11 protein-coding genes are annotated in these 25,039 nt (G+C 67.6%); 8 read left to right on the top strand and 3 right to left on the bottom strand.

All coding sequences use genetic code 11. From position 1 onward, the window contains the following. The first annotated feature begins 538 nt into the window (after nt 1–538). A complete protein-coding gene (locus ISN75_RS11790; protein ID WP_343820318.1) occupies nt 539–3,496 on the top strand; it encodes a TonB-dependent receptor plug domain-containing protein in 2,958 nt (985 codons plus the stop codon). A gap of 148 nt (nt 3,497–3,644) precedes the next feature. Then, nucleotides 3,645–7,148 (top strand): hybrid sensor histidine kinase/response regulator, encoded by a 3,504-nt coding sequence (locus tag ISN75_RS11785; protein ID WP_343820242.1) that lies wholly within the window; start codon nt 3,645–3,647, stop codon nt 7,146–7,148. Nucleotides 7,149–7,372: 224 nt separating this feature from the next. Here ISN75_RS11785 and ISN75_RS11780 read toward each other — a convergent pair whose 3' ends face one another. Next, nucleotides 7,373–8,293, bottom strand: a complete 921-nt coding sequence (locus tag ISN75_RS11780; protein ID WP_167256174.1) for a LysR family transcriptional regulator — start codon at nt 8,291–8,293, stop codon at nt 7,373–7,375. Between the two features lie 201 nt (nt 8,294–8,494). On the opposite strand from ISN75_RS11780, the gene ISN75_RS11775 reads away from it, so the two are divergent. Then, nucleotides 8,495–9,271 (top strand): response regulator, encoded by a 777-nt coding sequence (locus ISN75_RS11775; protein ID WP_167256172.1) that lies wholly within the window; start codon nt 8,495–8,497, stop codon nt 9,269–9,271. A 38-nt stretch (nt 9,272–9,309) separates the two neighbouring features. On the opposite strand, the gene ISN75_RS11770 is transcribed toward ISN75_RS11775, so the two are convergent. Then, nucleotides 9,310–9,660 carry a hypothetical protein gene (locus tag ISN75_RS11770; RefSeq protein WP_343820240.1) on the bottom strand — a complete coding sequence of 117 codons (351 nt, stop codon included), beginning with the start codon at nt 9,658–9,660 and terminating at the stop codon, nt 9,310–9,312. 297 nt (nt 9,661–9,957) lie between these two features. On the opposite strand from ISN75_RS11770, the gene ISN75_RS11765 reads away from it, so the two are divergent. Together ISN75_RS11765 and ISN75_RS11760 are read left to right on the top strand one after the other, a co-directional pair. After that, nucleotides 9,958–15,582, top strand: a complete 5,625-nt coding sequence (locus tag ISN75_RS11765) for a DUF7507 domain-containing protein (RefSeq protein ID WP_343820238.1) — start codon at nt 9,958–9,960, stop codon at nt 15,580–15,582. After that, entirely contained in the window at nt 15,579–19,169 is a 3,591-nt protein-coding gene (locus ISN75_RS11760; RefSeq protein WP_343820237.1) for a hypothetical protein, read from the top strand. Before ISN75_RS11765 ends, ISN75_RS11760 begins: the two co-directional genes overlap by 4 nt. Nucleotides 19,170–19,790: 621 nt before the next feature. On the opposite strand, the gene ISN75_RS11755 is transcribed toward ISN75_RS11760, so the two are convergent. Next, entirely contained in the window at nt 19,791–20,339 is a 549-nt protein-coding gene (locus tag ISN75_RS11755) for a DUF488 domain-containing protein (protein WP_343820235.1), read from the bottom strand. A gap of 397 nt (nt 20,340–20,736) precedes the next feature. Between ISN75_RS11755 and ISN75_RS11750 the strand changes: the two genes are divergently transcribed. The 3 genes from ISN75_RS11750 to ISN75_RS11740 all read left to right on the top strand — a co-directional run bounded on the left by ISN75_RS11750 (nt 20,737) and on the right by ISN75_RS11740 (nt 24,441). Continuing rightward, nucleotides 20,737–21,939, top strand: coding sequence for a glycoside hydrolase family 27 protein (locus ISN75_RS11750; protein WP_208399779.1), 1,203 nt, complete (start codon nt 20,737–20,739; stop codon nt 21,937–21,939). A gap of 194 nt (nt 21,940–22,133) precedes the next feature. Then, nucleotides 22,134–22,856 carry a FadR/GntR family transcriptional regulator gene (locus tag ISN75_RS11745; protein WP_168648704.1) on the top strand — a complete coding sequence of 241 codons (723 nt, stop codon included), beginning with the start codon at nt 22,134–22,136 and terminating at the stop codon, nt 22,854–22,856. Nucleotides 22,857–22,896: 40 nt separating this feature from the next. Beyond that, a complete protein-coding gene (locus ISN75_RS11740) occupies nt 22,897–24,441 on the top strand; it encodes a sodium:proton antiporter (RefSeq protein WP_343820233.1) in 1,545 nt (514 codons plus the stop codon). Nucleotides 24,442–25,039: the final 598 nt, after the last annotated feature.

Raw genomic sequence — 25,039 nt, 5'->3', positions numbered from 1 at the left:
TCTACAGAGTCAAGAAAAAAGCTTTTAGGTTTTTCTCGACCCTCCGCTCACCGCTCCGACCGGCCCCTCACCCCGACCCTCTCCCCGGAGGGGAGAGGGGGCTGGTTGCGCGAGATTGTGGTGTTTGGCATTGGCATACGCATCGCCGTGAAGAAAAAGTGCATGCAGCCCATCATTATCATTTGGACGTCTAAACATCCGATCGCTTGCACAGGAAACGGTTGACAATCGAGTGGCAGCGATGCAAGTTTGCCGCGAACCCGAACGGACCCGCTCCTTCGGGTTTTATAGGGGGCGAGATTTGGATCGATCCATGTAAGGGATTGCCGGGCCGGTCCTGGGCTACAGGCGCATCGCTTTCCTACGCGCACTCGCTTGCCTTCGTGTCGCCATGCGGCACGTTCATCTCGTCCATGGGCTCAAGCCAGCGATGGGGATGACGATGATCGAAGCGACACAGCGCCTGCCGTCCGCGACTGCTCTTTCCAGGTCTGCTTTTTCCAGGCATGCCCTGGCCGTGGCATTGGCCATCGCCGCGATGGCTTCCGGCGGGGCGCAGGCCCAGTCGACCACCGGAACGATCTTCGGCCAGGTCGCGGCCAGCGGCGGCGAGACGGTGCTGATCGAGAACGCCAATGGCTTCCGCCGCGAGGTGGGCGTCGATGCGCGCGGCCGCTACGTCGCCGCGCAGCTGCCGCTGGGCACGTATACGGTGTCGTTGCGGCGCAACGGACAGACCGTGGACTCGCGCAACCAGGTGGCGCTGCAGGTGGGTGCGGGTACCGACGTGTCCTTCATGGCTGCCGCCACGGACAAGCAGGCCACCAATCTCGGCGCCGTCACCGTGGTGGGCAATGCGCTGCCGGCCATCGACGTCACCAGCGTCGATTCGCGCACGGTGATCACCGCCGAACAGCTGGCCAGGCTGCCGCTGGTGCGCTCGGCCGAAGCCGCCGCGCTGCTGGCTCCGGGCGTCAACCGCAACAGCGCCAACTTCACCACCGCCACCGGCAAGCCGCTGGTGAGCTTCGGCGGTTCGGCGGCCACCGAGAACGCGTATTACATCAACGGATTCAACACCACCGACCCGCTCAACGGGCACGGCGGCATCACGCTGCCGTACGGCGCGATCGACCAGCAGGAGGTCTACACCGGCGGCTACAGCGCCCAGTACGGCCGCTCCGACGGCGGCGTGATCAACCAGGTGGGCAAGCGCGGCAGCAATGCCTGGCACTTCGGCGCCCAGGTGCTGTGGGAACCCTCGTACACGCGCAGCGACTACACCGATCTCTACTATGCCAACGGCACGCCGGCCTCGCCGGTGGCGGGGCGCCTGTACGATCCCAAGAGCGGCAACAAGCTGTGGACCACCACGGTCAGCGCCTATGCCGGCGGTCCGCTGGTCAAGGACCGGCTGTTCTTCTTCCTTGCCGGCGAGTTCGAGCGGCAGCAGGGCGCCAACGTCAATGCGGTGGACAACAGCAAGCCCTACCAGACCTACCGGTACGACAGCCCGCGCTGGTACGGCAAGCTGGACTGGAACATCAGCGACAGCCATATCCTCGAGCTGACCGGCGCCTCGGACAAGCGCAAGGGCAGCGGCGCCGTCTACGACTACGACTACACCGCGCGCCGCCAAGGGGCGCTGATCAACGCCGACGACAACACCAAGGTCGGCGGCGACCTCTACGTCGCCAAATACACCGGCTATCTCACCGACAACCTCACGCTGAGCGCGATGTACGGCGAGATGAAAACACGCGACTACGATGTGCCGGGCAGCTACGACGGCGACCTTACCTACGTCAGCGGCATCACCAACCAGAATCCGGCCTTGAACGGCGGCGTGCCGCGCGGCAACAACCAGACCGTCTCCACGCTCTACGATCCGGCGCGCGGCAACAAGACCACCAACACGCGTCTGGACCTCAGCTATCACCTGGGCGACCACACGCTCAGCATCGGCATCGACAACCAGCGTTCGGAAGCGCTGAACCAGGGCAACCGCAATTCCGGCCCCGGCTACACCTGGCAATACGGCCACACCAATACGCCGAACCTGCCGCTGGTTTCCGGACTGGGCGTGCCGGCGCCGGCGGATTTCCCGAACGGGCAGGGCGGCTACTACGTGCAGAAGAACGTCGCCAACAATGCGGTGAGCGTGCGTTCCATGCAGCGCGCGCAATACGTGGAAGACAAGTGGCAGGTCAGCGACCGCTGGCTGCTGTCGCTGGGCCTGCGCAACGACCAGTTCACCGACTACAACCCCAGCGGCGCGGCCTTCATCACCCAGACCAAGCCGCAGTGGGCACCGCGCCTGGGCTTCAGCTGGGACGTCAATGGCGATGCCAGCTTCAAGGTCTACGGCAATGTCGGCCGCTATTACCTCAGCATGCCGCTCAATCCCGCCACCGGCGCGGCGGCCGGCTACGTCAGCACGCAGCAGTACTACACCTATGGCGGCATCGCCGCCGATGGCACGCCCACCGGGCTGACGGTGATGTCCAACCCGGTGTCGGCGAACAACTCCTTCGGCATACCGCCCGACCCGCGCACGGTGACCGCGCAGGGCATCAAGGCGGAAAACCAGGACGAATTCATCCTCGGCTTTACCAAGGCCGCCGGTTCCACCTGGGTCTACGGCGCCAAGCTGACCCAGCGCATCCTGCGCAATGCCATCGACGACTTCTGCGACGTCAACCGGGTGTTGGACAAGGCGCAGGCGCTGGGCTACGACATCGCCTCCAGCAACAGCTGCTACCTGATCAATCCGGGCCGCGCCAACACCTTCAACCTGGTCACCACCGGCGGGCAGCTGGTCGGCGTGCCCATGAGCAATGCGGAGCTGGGCTTCGATCGCCTGAAGCGCCGCTACTACAGCCTGGAAACCTTCCTGGAGCACCCGTTCGACGGCACCTGGTACGGCAAGCTCGACTACGTGTTCTCGCGCAGCTACGGCAATACCGAAGGCCAGGTGCGCTCGGACCTGCTGCAAGGCGGCGCCTCGGCCAGCGAGGACTGGGACAACTACGCCATCATGGAGCACACCAACGGGCCGCAGAACAACGACCACACCCACGTGCTGAAGCTCTACGGCTACTACCAGCTGACGCAGGAGTGGCAGTTGTCCGCCAACCTCAGCGTGCAGTCGGGCAATCCGCGCATCTGCCTGGGCTATTACGGGCCGGATCACACCGACCCCGTGGGTTACGGCAATGCCTACCACTATTGCGATGGCCAGCCGTCGCCGCCCGGCAGCCATGGCCGCCTACCGTGGCTGCATCAGCTGGATCTGGGCGTGACGTACCGCCCGCTGTTCGCGGCCAAGCGGCTGGCGTTCAATGCCAACGTGTTCAATGTGTTCAACGAGCAGCGGCCGACCTTCCTGCAGCCCAATTCCGAGCAGGCGCCGTATTCGCCCAACCCGCTGTTCGGCACGGCTCTGTATCGGGAAGAGCCGCGCTATGTGCGCGTGAGCGTGAGCTACGACTACTGAGGACAGGACGCAGCGTCGCACCGGAGGACACCATGCCGCCTGGCCGTGTCTCCCCGGCGGCCTTGCCCCTATACTCCGCGGCCATTCGGGCAGCGCCAGGCTTTCGGCGCTGCCCCGCTCACCGCATCACCCGCCAAAGGCTTTATCCGTGACTCTTACCAGGGGCGAGTCGCTGATCCCGCATCGATGCGCCGTCCGGCGCGCCTGCCTGCTCGTGTTCGCCGCCTGCCTGCTGGCATGGCAACTGGCGGCGCAGGCCGCGCAGCTCCCGCTCACCCTGTACGACCAGGGCAGCGGCCTGACCAGCCTCTCGGTGGTGCGCATCTACCAGGACCGCGAAGGCTTCGTATGGGTGGGTACGGAGAAAGGCCTGTACCGCTTCGACGGCATGGCCTTCAGCCAGGTCGGCGCGGAGCAGGGCTTCCAGGTTTCGGAGGTGATCAGCTTCGACGAGGACGTGCGCGGACGCCTGTGGGTCGGGTCGCGCGCGGGCCTGCAGCTGCGCGAGAACGGCCGCTTCGGCTGGGTGCGCCCCGAAGGCAAGCCGCTGCTGGCCGATCGCGGGCAGACCTTGGCGGCCGACGATGCCGGCGGCATGTGGCTGGTCAGCGCCAACCGCCTGCTGCTGCTCAGCCCCGATGGCGCCAGCCACTGGAACGTGACGGCGCCTTTCAGCGACGCGCAGCGGCAGGCCTTTGCCGGACTCGACAAGGTCAGCGCGGTCTTCCATGCCAACGGCAGCACCTGGTTCGGCTGCGGCGACGAGCTGTGCAGCCTGCGCGGTGGACAACTGCGCCGCTACGGCGCCGATGCCGGCGTACCGGCCGACAAATGGCTGGGCTTCCTCGCCGCGCGCGACGGCAGCCTGTGGGTGCGCGGCATCCACACGGTGCGGATGCTCGCACCCGGCAGCGACCAGTTCGTCGCGCGCGACATGCCGGGCAACAGCGCGGACGTGGCGGCATCGAGCATCGATATCGCGCAGGACCACGAAGGCCGAGTGCTGACGCGAAGCTCCACTGGCCTGGCGCGCTGGGACGGCCAGCGCTGGGAGCTGTTCGGCACCGACGACGGCCTGCCCAAGGTGGGCGTGTCGGCGCTGAGCGTCGACCAGGACGGCACCTTGTGGATCGGCACCTACGGCCGCGGCCTGCTGCACTGGAGCGGCCGCGACGCGGTGGAAAACTGGACGTCCGCGCAGGGGCTGAGCGGTTCGCTGATCTGGTCGATCGACCGCGCGCCTTCCGGCGCGGTGTGGGTGGCCGACGACTGGGGCGGCAGCGTGATCGGCGCGGGGCAGGACCATGCCGAGCCCTGGCCGCTGGCGGTGGCGCCGCCGCACCAGACGCGCACCGTGCTGTCGGCCGCGGACGGCTCGGTCTGGTACTTCCTGTTCGACGGCCGCGTGCTGCGCTACGAACCGGACAGCCGCAAGACCACGGTGGTCGCCACCTTGCCGTTCCTGGTGCGCGGCGCGTTCCAGGACAGCCACGGGCGCTTCTGGGCCTACACGCTCGGCGGCCTTTATGCGCTCGACGGCGCGACCGGCCGGATGGAGCGCGCGGCGCCGGATCTGATTCCCACCTCGATGTGCTCGGATCTGGCGGAAGATCGCGCGGGACGCCTGTGGGCAGCCTGCCGCGCCGGCCTGTTCCGTTTCGCCGACGGCCGCTGGACGCATGTCAGGGTGGCGCCGGAAGAAGCGCTCGGCGGCTACGAGAACGTGGCCGTCACGCCGGACGGCCGGCTCTGGCTCAGCTCCTTGCAGCCCGGCCTGCTCGGCGGCGCGGCCGGCGATGCGGACAGCGTGACGCTCACGCCGGTGGACGATCCGCTGCTGGCCGATTCGCGCGTGTACTTCCTGCGCGCCGATCGCCGCGGCCGCCTGTGGGTGGGCGGCAACAACGGCGTGGACGTATTGAATGCGCAGCGCTGGACGCGCCTGACCTCGCGCGACGGCCTGCTGTGGGACGAAACCAATCATGGCGCCTTCCATGCCGACGAGGACGGCTCGGTCTGGGTCGGCACGCCGATCGGCCTGTCCCATCTGCTGAAACCGGAAGAGCTGCTGGCGCCGCGCGAGCTGCATCCCTGGCTGGTCTCGGCGTTCTACAACGGGCACGAGCTGGCGGGTAAGCAGGCGGAAGCCGACTTCGGCGTCGGCGGCGCCCTGGTGTTGCGCTTCGCGGTGCTGGGCAACAGCTCGGGCAGCCCGGTGCGTTTCCGCTACCGCCTGTCCGATATCGACAACGACTGGGTGGAGGCATCGACGCGCGAAGTGCGCTACGCCGCGTTGCCACCCGGCACCTATCGTTTCGAACTGCAGGCGGTCGACGAAAACCAGCGGCGCCTGTCCGCGCCGATCAGCCTGGGCTTTACCTTGAATCCGCCGTGGTGGCGCAGCACGCCGGCCTTCGCCGCGGCGGCCTTGCTGCTGCTGGCCGCGTTCGCGCTGGCCTGGCGCTGGCGCGTGCGCGTGCTGGTCAAGCATGCGCAGCGGCTGGAGCAGGCGGTGGCGGTGCGCACCGAGCAGCTGCAGAGCGCCATGCGCGCGCGCGGCATGCTGCTGGCGCGCATCAGCCACGACCTGCGCTCGCCGCTGGCGGGCATCATCGAAAGCGTGCGGCAATGGCGGCAGGGCAGCCGGCGGCGCGACTATCCGGCGCTGATCGAAGGCAGCGCGCGGCAGCAGCTGGATCTGATCGACGAGCTGCTGGAATTCTCACGCGACGAGCTCACCGACCTGGAACTGGTGGAGGCGCCCGGCTATCTGCACGCCTTCCTGCAAAGCGTGGCCGAGCAGGCGGCGCTGCCGGCGGAGCGGCGCGGCAACCGCTTCGTCACCCGCTATGCGGAGGATCTGCCCGCCCTGGTCCGGCTGGATTTCCGCCGCCTGCGCCAGGTGCTGGCCAACCTGATCGGCAATGCCGCCAAGTTCACCGACGACGGCTATATCCAGCTCACCGTCACCGCCGCGCCAAGCGTGCCGGGCCGGGTGCAATTGCAGGTGGCGGTGGAAGACAGCGGCATCGGCATCGAGCCCTCCGAACGCGAGCGCCTGGCGCAGCCGTTCGCCCGCGGCGGCAATGCCGCGCATTACGACGGTTACGGCCTGGGGCTGGCGATCGTCACGCAGCTCCTGGGGCGCATGGGCAGCCGGCTGAATATCGACGCCGCGCCCGGCGGCGGCAGCCGCTTCGGTTTCGTGCTGGACGTGGCGCTGGCGGAAGAGGCCGAGCTGGATCAGGAGCTGTCGGCCGAGGGCGGCGGCGAGATCGACGGCGCGGGACGGCGCATCCTGGTGGTGGACGATCATCCGCAGAGCCGCGACATGCTGTGCGATCTGCTGGACGGGTTCGGCTTCGAGAGCGTGCCGGCGGAGTCGGGCGAAGAGGCGCTGTCGGCCTTGCAGAAGCAGGCCATCGATCTGGTGGTGACCGATCAGTTCATGCCGGGAATGGATGGATGGGCGTTGTTGCGCGCCTTGCGCAGCGAATATGCGGCGGTGCCGGTCCTGCTCTATTCGTCATTGCCGCCGCGGCGTGCGGAGGATGGCCTGGCGTTCGACGATGCGTTGCTCAAGCCGGCGAGCGGGAAGCAGTTGCTGGAGCATGTCGATCGCCTGCTGTCGGGCGTAAACAGCGAAACATGAAATCCGCAACTCTTCTCCCCTCCGGGGAGCACGCGGGGAGCGCACATGGATGTGCGCGGCTTTGAGGAGCGAGGAAGATGCCGGCAGGCAGATGAGGGGCGGGTGCTCGCGGCAACGCTTCTACGAAGAAAAGAAGAGCTTTTTGAGCTTGTAGCGACCCTCAGCTCACCGCTCCGCCCGGCCCCTCACCCCAGCCCTCTCCCCGGAGGGGAGAGGGAGCAGAGCTAATGCTCGCCTGTCGTGACACCCGGCAACCGCGCCAACGCCAACTGCTTGCGCAAGCTCTGCACCACCCCGCGCGTCGCCGCCGTCAGCGCCATCCCCGACAGGCTCAGCAGATGCACCGGCGTCGGCTCCGGCTCGAACTCCTCGAACACCCGCTGCAGCCGGCTCGCCTTCAAGTCATCCGCGCAGGCGTAGAGCGGCAGCTGCGCCACTCCGGCCCCTTCGCGCGCCGCTACCAGCAGCGTGGACAGATGCCCCGTGCTCAGCGGCCCCGCCGGCTTGCGCACGCGCGCGCCGCGCAAGGTCCAGTGGCGCGAGCCGCCGGCGCTCGGATAACCCAGGCAATGCCGGTCTTCCAGCTGGTCCGGATGCGTCGGCGAACCCAGGCGGCGGAACAGGCGCGGGCTGCCCACCGTCACCATGCGCACGTGGCAGAGCTTGTGCGCCACGATGTCGCCGCGGTCGGGCATCTTGTCGTCCATATGCAGGGCCAGGTCCACGCGCTGCGCCAGCAAGGCCTCGACGCCGCCGTTCATGCTCAGCGCAAGATGCAGGCGCTCGTGCTGCGCGGACACTGCCACCAGTGCCTGCGACAGCAGGTCGCCGGCCAGGTCCGGCACGTCGATGCGCACGCGGCCGCCGGGATTGCCGGCCGCGTCCTGCACCGCATGGATGGCCGCTTCCGCCGACTCGCACATCAGCAGGGCGTGGCGGTATACCTCGTTGCCCAGCGGCGTCACGGCGAAGTGGCGCGCGTTGCGCAACAGCAGCTGCGCGCCGAGCCGCTGCTCCAGCCCGACGATGCGGCGGCTGAGCAGCGAGCGCGTCATGCCGGTCTGCCGGGCCGCGGCGGCGAAACCGCCGGCCTCGATCACGCGGGTCAGCAGGTACAGGTCGTTGAGGTTGTCGGTCAGGAGCATGGTGCGGATGCGGCCAGGCCAGCGCCGGAGCGGCGACGGTGAGGAGCTTAGGTCCACGCCGGCGGGGCGGACTTTGCCCGGGGGGACCGCCGTTTTGCCTGGGGGGACGATGAAACGAAAGCCGCTATATACTCGTTCCGCTCGTGCAGCCGGATGGCCACGGGCGGTTGGCAGCGGCCTCGGCCGCCCACAGGGGGAAACATGCCAGCGCAGGCGTCACCGCACATCCTGGTGATCGACGATTCGCCGGAAGAACTTCGCCACCTGCAGCAGCTGCTGCGGGGCGAGGGCTATCGCGTGACGCTGGCCACCGACGGACGCCAGGGCTTCCAGCGCGCCATGGCGCTGCAGCCGGACCTGATCCTGCTCGACGTGCGCATGCCGGTGCTCGACGGTTTCGCCACCTGTCGCCTGCTGAAAGAAGCCCCGCGCACGCAGCACGTGCCGGTGATCTTCCTGAGCTCCGCCGGCGCGCTGGAAGAACGCCTCGAAGGCCTGACCCACGGCGGCGTCGACTACGTGCTCAAGCCCAGCCACCCCGACGAGGTGCTGGCCCGCGTGCGCATCCACCTGCGGCTGGGGCCGCGCGCGCATGCGGCGGCGCCGGCGGATGCCGAGAGCTTCCTGTCGCACGACGAGATCACCCTGCGCGCCGCCGTGCGGCTGATCCGCGAGCAGCTGGCGGCCTTGCCGCCGCTGGAAGAGATCGCGCGCAAGGTGGGCACGCACGACAAGCGCCTCTCGGCGATCTTCCGCCAGCACATGGGCACCACCGTGTTCGCCTGGATCCGCGAGGAGCGCCTGCGCAAAGGCCGCGAGCTGCTGACCGAAACCTCGCTGGGCCTGCAGGACATCGCCGAGAGCGTGGGCTTCCGCAGTTCCTGCAACTTCATCACGGCGTTTCGCGAACGCATGGGCGTGACGCCCAACCAGTTCCGCAAGGCCTCGCACAGCGACGAGCTGGCGACCAGCGAATAGCGCGCGCCAGCTTCGCGCAAGCATCTGCGCGAGCTGGTTCACAGTTTGCTCGCCACGCGATTGAAGCGGCTGCCCAAATGCGCTTCAGTACGACGCACGCCGCTTTCCTGCGCCGTCCGCAAGCTTTGCCGCATGCCACGCCAACCCGGCGCAGCCGCTTCGGCAAAATCGTCGCCAACTGCAGCGACGCCGGTTTTCCCGCTGAAAAAGCCCTTTTCCCCATCCCTCCCATGCCAACTGCGGCACGCCAAAGTTTTGGCGCGGCGGCGGCACGTCCCGCCGTGCAATACGCAAGTTCCCGCAGCACCACCTTCCACGCCTTCCCGCGGCAAGCTTACGATCCGCGCCGCTGACGACACCGATTCGGCATCGATGGGAAATGCCGACATTGGCCTGGCTGCCGCGTAGCGTCGCGGAGCCGCCGCCAAAGGGGGTAACCGGTGTCGTCAGCAAGGCTTTCGCGCTGAGGTCGTGACGGCAGCTGCAGGGACTGCCGCCGACACCTCCTCACCCCATCTCTAGCCGCCACAAGGGCGCAACCGTCCTGCTTTTCAGCAGCGGCGGCCAGGGGCTTTTCGCCGTCTGCATGCACTTCTCCGCGCACCGGAGGAGCGGGTACGGCTGCGCCACTTTCCGACCAGGCCGTTCCGCCGCGCGGGACGCCACGAGCATGAGAGTGAACGGATATGTCCGCTTTGCCGGGTAGTTATCGCGGGACAGGGACACGCGCCAGGGCGACGCTGTACCAGAAGCTCTTCGCCTTGCTGGCGCTGCTGCTGCTGGGCATGGCCATGCCGACAGTGGCGCAGGCAAACGAATGCCGCATGGCCGATCCCAACTCCAAGGGCGCGCACGTCGACGAGATCTGCTGGCTGCAGCTCGACGGCGTCACCTTGAATGCCAATGGCTCGACGCCGCTGACGTTCAACCTGCCCGACGGCTCGACCATGACCTTTACGGTCGACGTCAGCAACGTGGGTTCGAGCGCGGGCCTCAAGGGCGTGCAGGCGCCGAGCTGGACCGGCTCGCAGTTCAGCGGCAGCACCGGCTACTACACCATCTACAAGCCCAATACCGCTGCGCTGTACACCAACACCGGCACTGTCGCCAACGACACCACGGTGGCCTTGCGCGACATCCATCTGTTCGGCCCCAGCGGGGTGGAGAGCACCAACGCGTTCGAGATGGTGGTCGCCGACGGCGAAAGCACCAACAGCAACGAGTATCTCGACTTCGGCGTGGTCTCCGGCGGCAGCACGTTCAACCTGGTGGAATGGCTGGGCGCATCCGCGGCCAACAACCTCACCTATGGCGCGCCGGGCAGCGCGGGCGTGCCGAACACGCCGGCCTCGGCCTGCGCCGGCATGATCGATTGCATCCGCATGGTCGGCAAGAGCGGCACCGCCAACGCCGTGGTGTTCTCGACCACGCGCACCGGCTCGCCGTTCACCGTGATGGGCCAGGTGCACACCAACGCCAGCAGCCTGCAGGGCTTCGCCTTCGGCGTGCGCTGGGGCGGCGTGCGCCTGCGCAAGGCGCTGCCGAATGGCCGCCTGGACGCCAGCGACCAGTTCACCTATCGCGTGATCAACGTGAAGGGCCAGGAGATCATCAATACCTCCACCACCGGCGCGGCCACCGGCAACTACGCCTACATCAGCGGCCAGGCGACCATGCCGGGCAACGTGATCACGCTGAAGGAGGAGATGGCGCCGGGCAGCAAGTCCACGCTGGACCAGTACGACCGCAATATTGTCTGCACCAATGGCAACCCGGGTTCGGCAACGGTGTTGCCCACCGGCACGTTCGATCCCGCCAACCCGCCCAAGGTCGACCTGCAACAGCTGGGCGACCGCGTGGATTGCACGCTCACCAATATCCCGCGCATCGCGGACCTCAAGCTGGTGAAGACCGCGCCCGCCACCGTGCAGGCCGGCCAGCCGCTGAGCTACACGCTGGCGATCAGCAACAACGGCACGCACACGGCCACCGGCGCGGTATTCACCGACGCCCTGCCGGTGGGCATCACCGGCGTCAGCGCCGGCGGCGTGAGCTGCGGCAGCGCTACCAACGGCGCGGTGTGCGGTGCGCTCGGCGTGAATGTCACCGGCAGCGATGCCGCCGGCTATACGGTTACCGGGGCGGTGCAGAGCCTGCCCGCCAACAGCAGCGTGGTGGTGACCATCAATGCCACCGCGCCGGTCAGCCTGATCGGCACGCTGAGCAATACCGCCAACGTCAAGCTGGCTTCCACCGATACCACGGTGGGTGAGCCCAGCGCCGACACCGGCGACAACACGTCGACCGCCACCACCACGGTGCAGGGCACGCCCGCGCTGCAGGTGAGCAAGACCGCCACGCTCAACGACACCAACGGCAACGGCAAGGCGGACGTCGGCGAAACCATCAGCTACGCCATCACCGCCACCAACAGCGGCAATCTCACGCTCAATGGCCTGACCGTATCCGACCCGATGGCCGGCGGCACTGCGCTGGCGTGCTCGCCGGCCTCGATCGATCCGGGCAAGAGCGCCAGCTGCGGCAGTTTCGTCTATACGGTGAAGCAGGCCGACGTGGATGCCGGCGTGGCGCTGCACAACGTCGCCACCGTCACCGGCACGCCGCCGGGCGGCGGTTCGCCGGTGACGTCCACCGGCACCACCGATACGCCGGTCGGCGACGTGCAGATCACCGCGAAGAACGACAGCTACAACGTGCCAAACGGCGCCAATGGCGGCAGCACCGGCAACGTGGTCGGCAATGACCAGTTCGGCACCACCACCGGTCCGGCCATCGGCACCGCCAAGGGGCAGGTGACGCTGAGCTGGGGCAGTGTCGGCAATCCGCCGGCCACTGGCGGCTTCACCCTCAATGGCGACGGCACCATCACGGTGAAGCCCGGCACGCCGGCCGGCACCTACAAGATTCCGTACACCATCTGCGATGCCGCGCAGGCCTCCAATTGTTCGACCGCCGAAGCGGATGTGACGGTGGGCGCGGCAGCGATCGCCGCCACGCCCGACAGCTATACCGGCATCGACGGCGGCGTGGGGCAGGCCAATGCCGGCAACGTGCTGGATAACGACACGCTCAATGGGGTGAAGACCACCCCGTCCACCGTCAACCTGACGGTGACCACGCCGGCCAGCAACCCGAACGTGAAGCTCGACCCGGCGACGGGCGAAGTGTCGGTCGCCCCGGGTACGCCCGCTGGCACCTACACCATCACCTACCAGATCTGCGAGAAGCTCAACCCGAGCAACTGCGCCAGCACCACGGCCAGCGTCACCGTCGCCGCCGGCAAGATCGCCGCGGCCAACGACAACTACACCGGCATCAACAGCAGCCTCGGCAATGCAAACGTCGGCAACGTGCTGGGCAACGACACGCTCAACGGCAGCGCGGCGGCGGTCTCGACGGTCACGCTGAGCGTCACCTCGCCGGCCAGCAACCCGAACGTGAAGCTCGATCCGGCGACCGGTGAAGTGTCGGTCGCTCCGGGCACGCCCGCCGGCACGTACACCATCGGCTACCAGATCTGCGAAAAGCTCAACCCGAGCAACTGCGCCACCGCCACCGCGACCGCCACGGTGGTGGCCGGCCCGATCACCGCGGGCAGCGACAATTACTCCGGCGTTTCCGGCGCGGGCAACCCGTCGGTGGGCAATGCGCTGGACAACGACACGCTCAATGGCGCCAAGGCCACGCCGTCCACCGTCAACGTGACGGTGACCACGCCGGCCAGCAACCCGAACGTGAAGCTGGATCCGGCCACCGGCAATGTCTCGGTGGCGCCGGGCACGCCGGCCGGCACGTACACCATCGGCTACCAGATCTGCGACAAGATCAACCCCGCCAGCTGCGCCAGCGCCACGATCAGCGTGATCGTCGCCGCCGGCAAGATCGTCGCCACCAATGACGCCTACACCGGCATCGATGGCGGCGTGGGCCAGCCGAACGCCGGCAACGTGCTGGACAACGACACGCTCGACGGCGTGAAGGCCACTCCGTCCACCGTCAACCTGACGGTGACGGCGCCGGCCAGCAACCCGAACGTGAAGCTGGACCCTGCCACCGGCCAGGTCTCGGTCGCACCGGGCACGCCGGCCGGCACGTACAGCATCGGCTACCAGATCTGCGAGAAGCTCAACCCGGCCAACTGCGCCACCGCGACGGCGAACGTCACCGTGATCGCCGGCAAGATCGTCGCCACGGGTGACAACTACACCGGCATCGATGGCGGCAACGGCAATCCGTCGGTCGGCAATGTGCTGGACAACGACACGCTCAACGGCACGAAGGTCACGCCGTCGACGGTGACGGTGTCGGTCACCACCCCGCCGGGCAACCCCAACGTCAAACTGGACCCGGCGACGGGCAATGTCTCGGTGGCCCCGGGCACGCCGGCCGGCACGTACACCATCACCTACCAGATCTGCGAAAAGCTCAATCCCAGCAACTGCAGTTCCGCCACGGCCAGCGTCACGGTCGCCGCCGGCAAGATCGCGGCCACCGACGACAGCTACACCGGCATCGACGGCGGCGCCGGCAAGCCGAACGCGGGCAATGTGCTGGACAACGACACGCTCGATGGCGCCAAGGCCACGCCGACCAACGTCAACCTCACGGTGACCACGCCAGCGAGCAACCCGAACGTGCAGCTGGATCCCGCCACCGGCCAGGTCTCGGTCGCCCCGGGCACGCCGGCCGGCACGTACTCCATCACCTATCGGATCTGCGAGAAGCTCAATCCGGCCAACTGCAGGAGCGCCGTCGCCACGGTGGCGGTGGTCTCGCTGCCGCTGCAGGCGGTGAACGACGACTACCGCACCACGCCGGTCAACGGCGCCACCGGCGGCACGCCCGGCAAGGTGCTGGGCAACGACACCCAGGGCGGCGCGGTCATCGGCGATCCCGGTCGCGTGATCACCACCCTGGTGGACAACGGCGGCCTGAAGGGCGCTTCGATCGGCCCGGACGGCAGCGTGATCGTGCCGGCGGGCACCGCGCGCGGCACCTACACGTTGAGCTACCGCATCTGCGACACGCTGCTGCGCACCAACTGCAGCACGGCCTCGATCACCCTGGCGGTGAGCGACGATGCGCTGCTGCACGTGAGCAAGCAGGCCACGCCGCAGACGGTGAAGGTGGGCGACGTGGTGCGCTACACGCTGACCATCCAGAACACCGGCAAGGCCGACGTGCACCAGGCGGTGCTGGCCGATACCCCGCCGGTGGGCTTCACCCTGGTGGCCGATTCGCTCAATGTCGGCAACTCCGGCGGGCGCCTGGCCGGCAGCAGTCCGATCCGCGTCGAAGGCATCGACGTCGGCGCCGGCAAGAGCATCACGGTGGTGTACCTGATGCGCGTCGGTCCCGGCGCGTCGGCCCGCGGCGAGTACGTCAACACCGCGCAGATGCTGCTCAATGGCGTGCTCACCAGCAACGTGGCGCAGGCCAAGGTGCAGCGCGATGCCGATCCGCTGTTCGAGGACAGCCGCGCCTTCGGCACCGTGTTCGACGACCGCAACGGCGACGGCTGGCAGGCCAGCGCCACCGCCGACGGCCTGCGCGTGCAGGGCGGCTTCGCCCCGGGCGCGTACATCGCCGGTTCCACCACGGTGGACCGCGGGCACGGCCCGCAGCCGGAGGCGGATGCGAGCGCGCCGCTGCTGCATGGCATCGCCCTGGGTTCGCTGCGCGGCCGCGATACGGTGGCGCAGCCGGAAGACCTGCGCCGCATCGTGATCTCGCAGCGCCTGCGCCGTGCCGAGTTCACCGGCGATTTCCAGCTGACCAGCGCGGAAGGCACCACGGTGCGCCTGCGCAGCGGCGGGCAGAGCGATACGGCGCTGAGCGGCGATGCGGCTTCGGGCCATTCCGCGGAGAAGCTGACGGTGGAACGCCGCGTCAGCACCGAAGCGGACGGCAACCTGCGCGTGGACTACGTGATCGTCAACCGCGGCGTCGACGAGCGCGGCATTCCCGGCGTGCGCATCGGCACGGTGGAAGGCAACCTGATCGAGACCGACGCCTACGGCCGCTTCCACCTGGAAGGCATCGACGTGCCGAACATGGCGCGCGGCCGCAACTTCATCATGAAGGTCGACGCGGCCACGCTGCCGCCGGACAGCGAGTTCACCACGCCGAACCCGCAGGTGAAGCGCATTACCCAGGGTATTCCGGCGCGCTTCGACTTCGGCGTGAAGCTGCCGGTGCAGACCTTGCCGGCGCCGCAGAACGACGAGCCGGGTGGACCACCGGAGCGCGCCGCCACGCGTGGCGACCAGCAGACGGGAGGGCAGCCATGAACGCCCGCCGCTCTCACTCTCCGACCAAGGCCAACCGGACCATGCAGATCAGGACGCTGGACGCCGCCATTCTCGGCGTGCTCATCGCGGGCGCCTGGACGCCCGCCCAGGCGCAGTCGGCTAACGCCGCTGCCATTGCCACCACCACCACCGCCGCGCAAAGCGCACCGGCGGCGCGCGGCCGCTACAGCCTGGATCTGCCCAACGGCGGCCTGATCTGGGCCACCGAGGATCCGGCGCTGACCTCGCCCCTGCTCAATGTGCAGGGCAGCGCGGTGGCCGCGTTCGAGCGCGGCCAGGTCACCGAGCCCGTGCGCTTCCAGGTGTACAGCAACTACGACGCGTTCATCCGCAAGATGCAGATCAGCATCTACCGGAGCGACGACACCAACCTGACTGCACCGCTGGCAACGGTGGACGTCGCTCCCGGTGCGGTGGTGCAGGCGAGCTGGGACGGCAAGCTGCCGGCCGGCATCTCCCTGCAGGCGGGCCAGCAGCTCAGCTACGTGCTGCGCGCCTGGGGCGAGGACGGCAGCGTGGATGAAACCTATCCGCGCAGCTTGCAGCTGGTGCGGCCGGAAGACCGGCAGCGCTCGCTGGAGCAGCGCCGCCAGGGCGCCACCGGCGAGTTGCGCTCGATGAGCGCGAGCCAGCTGGAGGACCGCGAGCTGCTCGACAGCACCTTCGGCGGCAATGCGCTGCGGCGGCAGAACATCGCCATCCGCGGTTCGCGCGTGCGGGTCTACGGGCAGAACGTGCCGGACCAGTACGCCGTGACCATCGCCGGGCAGAGCGTGCCGGTGGACCAGCAGCGCAAGTTCGTCGCCGAGTATCTGCTGCCGACGGGGTCGCACACGCTCGACGTCGCCCTGCGCGGCGCGGGCGGTGCTGCCAGCCACTATCCGCTGGCGGTGAATGTGCGCGACAACTATCTGTTCGCGGTGGCGATTGCCGACCTCACCGCGTCGAAGAGTTCGGTCAGCGGCACGGGTGCTTCCGCCTTGACGGTGGACCCGCGCTACCGCGACGGCTTCCTCGACGAGGGACGCCTGGCCTTCTATATGAAGGGCAAGCTGGAAGGGCGCTATCTGTTCACCGCCCAGGCCGACACCACGGAACGCAACACGGGCAGCCTGTTCAACGGCTTCTTCAAGGCCGATCCGAAGGACGTGTTCCGCCGCCTCGATCCGAACATGTACTACCCGGTGTACGGCGACGACTCGACCACGTACCGCGACATCGACACCCAGGGCAAGCTGTACCTGCGCCTGGACTGGGACAAGAGCCAGGCGCTGTGGGGCAACTACCAGACCGGCTTCACCGGCACGCAGTACGCGCAGTACGTGCGCAGCCTGTACGGTGCGGCGATCGACTGGCGCAGCCGCGAGGCCACGCCGTTGGGCGATCCGAACACGCTGCTGAAGGCGTTCGCGTCGCAGGCGCAGACGGTGCTGGGCCATACCGAGTTCCTCGGCACCGGCGGCAGCCTGTACTACCTGCGCAACACCGACATCCTGCCGGGTTCGGACCAGGTGGTGCTGGAAGTGCGCGATCCGGCCACCGGCAGCGTGGTGTCGCGCGTCACCCTGGTGCGCGGCGTCGACTACGACATCAACGAGATGCAGGGCCGCCTGCTGCTGACCCGGCCGCTGGCGCAGATCGCCCAGGCCAATGTCAGCACCTTGTTCCGCGATCGCCCGCAGGGCGGCTACGAGAATCACCTGCTGGCCGATTACGAGTACGTGCCCAGCGGTTTCGACAGCAACGACGTCACCGCGGGCATCCGGGCCAAGCACTGGTTCGGCGAGCACGTGGCGGTGGGCGGCACGTATGTCGACGAAGGCCGTTCGAGTGACGACTACTCGCTGAAGGGCGCGGACGTCACGCTGCAGGCGGGGCGCGGCACCTATCTGAAAGTGGAGCGCTCGCACAGCGATGCCGCGGTGGCGCCGATCTACTACTCGGACAACGGCGGCCTGAGCTTTATCCGCACCAATCCCGTGACATCGGGCAGCCGCGGCGGCAATGCCACGGCGGTGGATGCGCACGCCGACCTGCGCGAGCTGGGCTGGAGCGCGCGCGAGTGGACGGTGGGTGCGTGGTGGCGCGACGTCGATGCCGGCTATTCGGTGGCGCGTGCCGACCAGGGCCTGGCCGTCAAGGAATACGGCGCGGAGTTCGCCGGGCAGATCCAGGACGGCCTGCGCCTGTCCGGGCGCTACAGCTATGCCAAGCGCGGCAACGATGCGCTGGAGCAGGGACAGGTGCAGCTGGATTGGCAGCTGGCGGAGAAGTCGGACCTGATCGCGGAGATCCGCCGCGTCACCGAGACCTACCAGTTGCGCAGCGGTACCGGCACCTTGGCGGCCCTCGGTTATACGCAGCGCATCGGCAGCTCGCTCGATGTGTATGCCACGGGGCAGGTGACGTTGAACAACGACAACGGCGCGTATCCGACCAACGATGCGGTGACCGTGGGTGCGAAGTACCAGTTCGGCGACCTGTCCAATGCGGGGGCGGAAGTCACGCGCGGTTCGCGTGGCAATGCGGCGCAGGTCAACGGCGAGTACCGCCTCAATCCGGATCACTCGCTGTATGGCGCGTACACCTATTCGGTGGACAGCACCGCGCTGTACAACGATTCCAGCCTGCTGTCGCAGGCACCGGACGGCCTGACCCTGGGCCAGCGCTGGCGCGTGACGGACAAGACCAACCTCTATAACGAGAGCCAGTGGCTGAAGTCCGGCCCCGATACCGGCATCGGCCACACCTTCGGCATGGATTTCTATCCGAGCCTGGGCTGGACGCTGGGCTTCACCTTGCAGGATGGCCAGCTCGATGCGGCCAGCGGGGCAGGGCGCGTCAACCGCCATGCGGGCAGCCTCAACGCCGGGCTGACCGACGCCTCGACCAGTTGGGCGAGCAAGCTGGAATACCGGCGCGACCGCGGCGCCGAGCAGCGCGACCAGTGGGTGACCACGCACCGGCTCAGCTACAAGATCAACGAGTCGTGGCAGGTGGCCGGCCGCATCAACTGGTCGCGCACCAGCGACAAGGTGGACCCGAGCAACAACGCGCGCTTCAACGAGACCAATGTCGGTTTCGCCTGGCGTCCGTGGAACAGCGTGCGCTGGACGGTGCTGGGCAAGTACACCTACCTGTACGACCTGTCCTCGCCGGGCCAGACCGAGTCAGACAGCTACTACGACCAGCGTTCCAGCGTGTTCTCGCTGGAAGGCGTGTACCGGCTGGATACGCAGTGGGAGTTCGCGGCGAAGCTGGCCACCCGCGAAGGCGAGGCTCGCGAGGGCCGCGGCACCGGGGCGTGGTACGACAACCGGGCGACGATGCTGGCCGGGCAGGCGCGCCGCTACGTGATGGGCGGCTTCAGCGTGATGGGCGAGTACCGCGTGCTGCGCGCGTCCGAGGGCGGCACCCGCAAGGGCTGGCTGGCCAGCGTGGACTATGACGTCAGCAAGCATTTCCGCATGGGGCTGGGTTACAACTTCACTGATTTCAACGATGACATGACCAAGCTGGGCTACCGCTATAAGGGCGTGTTCCTCAACGTGGTCGGCTATTACTGAGCGAGCTTGATGCCCGGGCGCCATGCCTCTGCGAGGGGGCATGGCGGGGGAGACGTCCGTCCCTGTTTTCTCCGCTCGCGCCTGGGCGTCTTTTTTTGCAGCCCGCAAATTTCCCGCTCCTCGCTCGTCATTCCGGCGTAGGCCGGAATCCAGTCACTGTATGGCTTGGTTGTCGTGGTGACGTTTGTGGGTCTCGCCTTTGGCGAGTGTTTCGCCCCGCTGCCGCGGGGCGAGTTACTTTTTCTCTGCGTGCCCAGAGAAAAAGTAACCAAAAAGAGAGGGCACCCTGCTTGGCGCCCTCAGCAGCGCAGCTGCTGAGGGTCCGTGAGGGCTGGCCGGGCTTTTTGACAGGGCATCCATGCCCTGATCAAAAAGGCGGGGACATCATGTCCCCGCCCCCCTGCGGGGGCCTTTTCGTCCAGCCCTCACCGCCGGCGCCAAGGGGACCCGGTAGATCAAGAGCAGAAGCGTGCAAGCGGAACGCAGCGGCTGCGCCGCATGCTCTTCGCTCGATTTTTGCCCCGCCCTGCATCCCCCTCTCCCCTCCGGGGAGAGGGTCGGGGTGAGGGGCCGGGCGGAGCGCTGAGCTGAGGCTCGCAACAAGCCCTCTTCGCTACACCTCTAAGCAAACAAATCACCCGCCGGCGGATACGTCACGGTGCCGTCCGCATGCGGTCTCGCACGCTCGGTAAGCTCGGCAGTTTCCACATGCCCCGGCCCCAGGATATGCAACACCGTTTCGCCGCGCGCCAGCAGGTAATCGGTGACGATGCGCCGATGGCAGCGCCACCACACCGCTTCCGAACACATCACGGCGCAGCGCTGCTCGCGGCCCAGGCCGATCAGCGTTTCCAGCCCGACCTGGAAGACATGGGTCAAGGCATAGTCGGCGTAGTTGTGAAAGCTCTGGTGCGTCCAGTAGCCATTCGTCTCGACCGGCACCGTTTCGGATTTGCGCCGCCGGCCGCCGAGTTCGGCCAGGTGCCGATAGGCGATGCCTTCGGCCGCCAGGGACGCCGGCAGCACGTCGTCATTGAATGATGGGTTGGTGCGCGAGCGCGGAAACGCCCTGACATCCGCCACCAGGCCCACCTCGTTTTCGTGCAGCAGCGCGATGAAGTCCGCAAGACTCCGGTTGGAATGGCCAATCGTGAAAAATGGCAAAGCCATGCAGCGCTCCATCGTCGATACGCGATCCAATCCTGCACCATGCCCGTCGATTTGGACGTCTAATTTTCATCGACTGCATGTGATCCGACCAGCGATCCTTGCCGCGAACACAAGCCATTGCATGCGGATGTTGCATCGCAGCTTGATCTCATGGGCACGCCCAACCAATGATTCGGGCTTCGCTCATATTTGTATGATTAACTGACTATCTGGGGACGTCAGGGGAGTACAACGACTTGAGCCCGTCGCGCTCGATGCGCGACGGAGCAGCACGGTTCGAACACCCGCCCAGCACCATCCGGGCTTCGCAGCGAGTTTCCCCGGACGGGCGGCGCGCCTCCCCCAGGTTTCTGCGCGCCGCCCGTCGTTTTTTTCGAATGCCGCCTGGAGAGAGTCGATGAAAGTGTTTTCCGCAACGATGACCCGCCTCGCCATCTGTGTCGCCGTGAGCTTCGCCACGGCGGCCTCGGCCGAGGACGTCAAGCCGGAATGGTCCAGCGCGGCCGTGCCGCAGATGGGCTTCAATAACTGGAATTCCACCCACTGCCGCGACGAATTCAACGAAGACATGATCCGCGGCGTGGCGGACAAGATGATCAGCAGCGGCCTGCGCGACGCCGGCTATCGCCATATCAACCTCGACGACTGCTGGGCCGACTGGCAGCGCGACAAGCAGGGCAACCTGCAGCCGAACCTCAAGCGCTTTCCGCACGGCATCAAGGCGCTGGCGGATTACGTGCACTCCAAGGGTTTCGCCTTCGGCCTGTATTCCAGCGCCGGCACCAACACCTGCGAACCGCACCAGGCCAACCGCGGCTTCCCCGGCGGCCTGGGCCACGAGAAGCAGGACGCGGCGTTCTTCGCCTCCGTGGGCGCGGACTATCTGAAGTACGACAACTGCAATAACGAGAAGAAGCCCGCCAAGGAGCGCTACGCCGCCATGGGTGAAGCGCTGCGCGCCACCGGCCGGCCGATCTTCTACAGCCTGTGCGAGTGGGGCGAGAACAAGGCGTGGCTGTGGGGCACCGACCCGGCTGTCGGCGCCTCGTCGTGGCGCACCACCGGCGACATCAGCGACAAGTACGACTCGATGCTGAAGATCTTCAAGGAGAACGTGGTTCTCGACGCCTATGCCGGCCCCGGCCACTGGAACGACCCCGACATGCTGGAAGTGGGCAACGGCGGCATGACCGACGTGGAGTACCGCTCGCACTTCAGCCTGTGGTCGATCATGGCCGCGCCGCTGCTGATCGGCACGGACCTTCGCAAGATCAGCCCGTCCGCGCTGGAAATCCTCTTGAACAAGGACGTGATCGCGGTGGACCAGGACCCGCTGGGCAAGCAGGGCAAGCAGGTGCGCGATGCCAAGGGCATCCATGTGATCGTCAAGCCGCTGAAGGATGGCAGCAGCGCGGTGGCGGTGTTCAACGAAGGCGATGCCGCGCAGGACGTGGCGGTAACGGCCCGGGAAGTGGGGCTGAAGGCCGGCAAGTACCGCATGCGCGATCTGTGGAAGCACGCCGATGCGCAGGGCGACGGCTCCATCAAGGTGAAGCTGGAGCCGCATGCGACGGTGATGTACCGGATCTCGGCGATGTAAGCCGGCCGGCCATCCGGCGCCGACGTTGGCGCAGGTTGGGGTGAGCGCAGCGAACCCCAACATGGCACCTGCCAAGACGTGGCCGTTGGGGTTCGCTGTGCTCACCCCAACCTACGCCGGTCGCGGGTGCCGCAAAAAGTTGGCAAGATCGCGCCGCCATACACCATTGCCACCCCGCCAAGGACGCGCCCTCCATGAGGAAGCCGAACCCCGTTCGCAACCTGTACGGACACGTGATGCAGGAGATCGGCCAGCGCATCGTCAGCGGCCAGGTCAAGCCGGGCGAGGTGTTGCCGCGCGAAGAGACCCTGGCCGAAAGCCTCAAGGTCAGCCGCACCGCCTTGCGCGAGGCGATGAAGGTGCTGTCGGCCAAGGGCCTGATCGAATCGCGCGCCGGCGTCGGCGCGCGCGTGCAGGAGCCGCGCCACTGGAACCAGCTCGACGCCGACGTGCTGGCCTGGCGCTGCGCTTCCATGCCCACCGACGATTTCATCGACAAGCTGGTGGAAATGCGCGAAGTCATCGAGCCGGCGGCTGCGGCCGCCGCGGCGCGCCGCCGCACCGATGCGCAGCTGGCCGAGATCCAGTCCGCCTACGAGGCGATGGACGCGGCGCAGACACTGGAGGCCTGGGCCGAAGCCGACCTGCGCTTCCACGAAGCCGTGCTGCAGGCCACCGGCAACGAGCTGCTGTCCTCGCTGTTCGCGGTGATCGATACTGCGCTGGGCACCTTTTTCGTGCTGTCCGCGCGCAACGCCACCGATTTCCGCTATTCGCTGCCGCACCACCAGAAGGTGCTGGAGGCGATCCGCCGCAAGCAGCCCAAGCTGGCGCACGCGGCCGTGCACGCCATGATCGGCGACTCCCTGGCCAATGTGCGGCGCAGCCGCGGCAAGGCGCGCAAGGCCGGAGCGTAAAGCGGCGGGTGCGGTGGCTGGTGATGTAGAGTCCCGGCCCATGCAGGTCTTCGAAACCATCCTGGTGCTTCTGCTCGGCGCGGCGGTTGTCTCCTCGTTCGCCAAGCGCATCAATATTCCCTATCCGGTGCTGCTGGCGGTGGGCGGCGCCTTGCTGGCCTGCCTGCCGGATCCGCCGAAGCTGGAATTCCCGCCCGACCTGGTGCTAGTGCTGTTCGTCGCACCGGTGCTGATGGACGCCGCCTTCGACACCTCGCTGCGCGACCTGCGCGCGATGTGGCTGCCGGTGCTGTCGCTGGTGCTGGTGGCGGTGGTGCTCACCACGGTGGCGGTGGCGCTGGCGGCCCGCTGGCTGTTTCTGGATATGCCGTGGGCGGCCGCCATCGCGCTGGGTGCGCTGCTGGCGCCGCCGGACGCGGTGGCCGCCACCGCGATCCTGCGCCGGCTGCCGGTGCCGCTGCGCATGCGCATGGTGCTGGAAGGCGAGAGCCTGCTGAACGACGCGTCGGCGCTGCTGATCTATCGCCTTGCCGTGAGTGCGGTGGCGGCGGGTGGCTTTCACGCGGCGGATGCCTTGCCGATGTTCGTCCTGGTGGTGTTCGGCAGCGTACTGTTCGGCCTGGCGCTGACCTGGCCGATCACCCGCTTCATGCGGCATTTCGAGGAAGCGCCCAGCGCGGTGATCTTCCAGTTCGGCCTGACCTTCGGCATCTGGCTGCTCAGCGAGCGCCTGCGGCTGTCGCCGATCGTGGCCGTGGTGACCTTCGCGCTGACCATGTCGCGGCTGAGCACGCGGCCGATGCAGACGCATATCCGCACCGCATCGTTCCCGATCTGGGAAACGGCGACCGTGGTGCTCAACGTGCTGGCGTTCACCCTGGTCGGCCTGCAGCTGGGTCCGATCCTGGAGAGGTCGAGCGCAGGCGAGCGGCTGCACTCGCTGGGCATGGCCATGGTGATCCTGGCGGTGGTGATCGGGGTGCGCCTGGCGTGGGTGTTCGTGCACCACCTGCTGGTGCGCCTCAACAGCCTGCGCCGCAGCCAGTCCGGCAAGCCCGGGCCGCCGGCCACCTTGAAGGGCGCGGCCGTGATCGGCTGGTCGGGCATGCGCGGCATCGTCACGCTCGCCGCGGCGATGGCGCTGCCGGTGGGATTTCCGTATCGCGATTTCATCCAGCTGACCGCCTTCGTGGTGGTGCTGGGCACGCTGGTGATCCAGGGCCTGACCTTGGGCCCGCTGCTGAAGCTGGTGCGCCTGCCGTCGGACGGCACCGTGCAGCGCGAACTGCAACTGGCGCGAGCCACCGCGATCCGCGCCGCGATGGACGAGCTGCCCGCGGACCCGACGCCGGCATCGATGCGCGTGCGCGCCGAACTTGCCGCGGCGCTGGAGAACGTGGAACGTGGCCGCGCCCCCGGCAGCCACGAAGACAACGTGCTGCGCCGCTGCCTGGTGGCGAAGTCCCGCCACGCGGTGCAGGACCTGCGCCTGTCCGGTGCGATCGGCGACGATGCGTTCCGGCAGGTCGAGGCCGAGCTCGACTGGGTCGAGCTGAGCACGGGCGAGCCGGAGCGTCCGGCCTGAAACGCCGCCGCGCCGGCGGGCTTCGTCACGCCGGTCGTGATTTTGCGTCATGCATGGCGCGCGATTGCTCTGCCTATGCAAAAGATCGGCGTGAAACGCGGGAATCCGGACCCGACCTCATCAGCGCGCCGCACCGGTCCCGATCGCTTGCCGCCAACCGCAAGTGCACTCACTGGCTGGGACATGGGCGCTCACATCGTCGCGTTCGCCATGCTTTGCATACGGCGCCAGGCGCACTGCCCGCGAAATCAACGTGAATAAGCGGATGCGTAAAGCAGTGACCTTACGCACACCTTACGCGGGTAATATTTTTCGTATGATGGTCCGACAAGGGACAGGGGTGTCTCGCCTTGCTGGCTACCGACACCGGCATCTGCCGGCCGCCGTCCGACGTGTTTGAAGACACTGGCGCTCGCATGGAGCAGCGCCGGAGGGGGATCGTGAGTTCTTCAACTGGCAGGGCCGATGTGTTCAGGCAACCCATGACGCACGCAGCGCGAGCGATCTGCTTCGCGGGCAGCTGTGCGAATCCGCAGCGCCGCTTCGCGCCCATGGCGCTGAGCCGCGTCGACCAGGCGCGGCCGCCGCCGCGCTGCTG

This window comes from Dyella marensis, from assembly GCF_049532885.1.
In the GTDB taxonomy this organism is placed as follows: Bacteria; Pseudomonadota; Gammaproteobacteria; order Xanthomonadales; family Rhodanobacteraceae; genus Dyella_D; species Dyella_D marensis.
The sequence above is the reverse complement of the archived record's forward strand: the minus strand, read 5'-3'. Positions and strand labels throughout refer to the sequence as shown.

Excerpts from the sequence above, each read along its gene's own strand:
- ISN75_RS11790 (WP_343820318.1), top strand. The coding sequence starts at position 539 with ATGGCTTCCGGCGGGGCGCAGGCCCAGTCGACCACCGGAACGATCTTC.
- ISN75_RS11780 (WP_167256174.1), bottom strand. The coding sequence starts at position 8,293 with ATGCTCCTGACCGACAACCTCAACGACCTGTACCTGCTGACCCGCGTG.
- ISN75_RS11775 (WP_167256172.1), top strand. The coding sequence starts at position 8,495 with ATGCCAGCGCAGGCGTCACCGCACATCCTGGTGATCGACGATTCGCCG.
- ISN75_RS11770 (WP_343820240.1), bottom strand. The coding sequence starts at position 9,660 with ATGTCGGCATTTCCCATCGATGCCGAATCGGTGTCGTCAGCGGCGCGG.
- ISN75_RS11765 (WP_343820238.1), top strand. The coding sequence starts at position 9,958 with ATGTCCGCTTTGCCGGGTAGTTATCGCGGGACAGGGACACGCGCCAGG.
- ISN75_RS11760 (WP_343820237.1), top strand. The coding sequence starts at position 15,579 with ATGAACGCCCGCCGCTCTCACTCTCCGACCAAGGCCAACCGGACCATG.
- ISN75_RS11755 (WP_343820235.1), bottom strand. The coding sequence starts at position 20,339 with ATGGCTTTGCCATTTTTCACGATTGGCCATTCCAACCGGAGTCTTGCG.
- ISN75_RS11750 (WP_208399779.1), top strand. The coding sequence starts at position 20,737 with ATGAAAGTGTTTTCCGCAACGATGACCCGCCTCGCCATCTGTGTCGCC.
- ISN75_RS11745 (WP_168648704.1), top strand. The coding sequence starts at position 22,134 with ATGAGGAAGCCGAACCCCGTTCGCAACCTGTACGGACACGTGATGCAG.
- ISN75_RS11740 (WP_343820233.1), top strand. The coding sequence starts at position 22,897 with ATGCAGGTCTTCGAAACCATCCTGGTGCTTCTGCTCGGCGCGGCGGTT.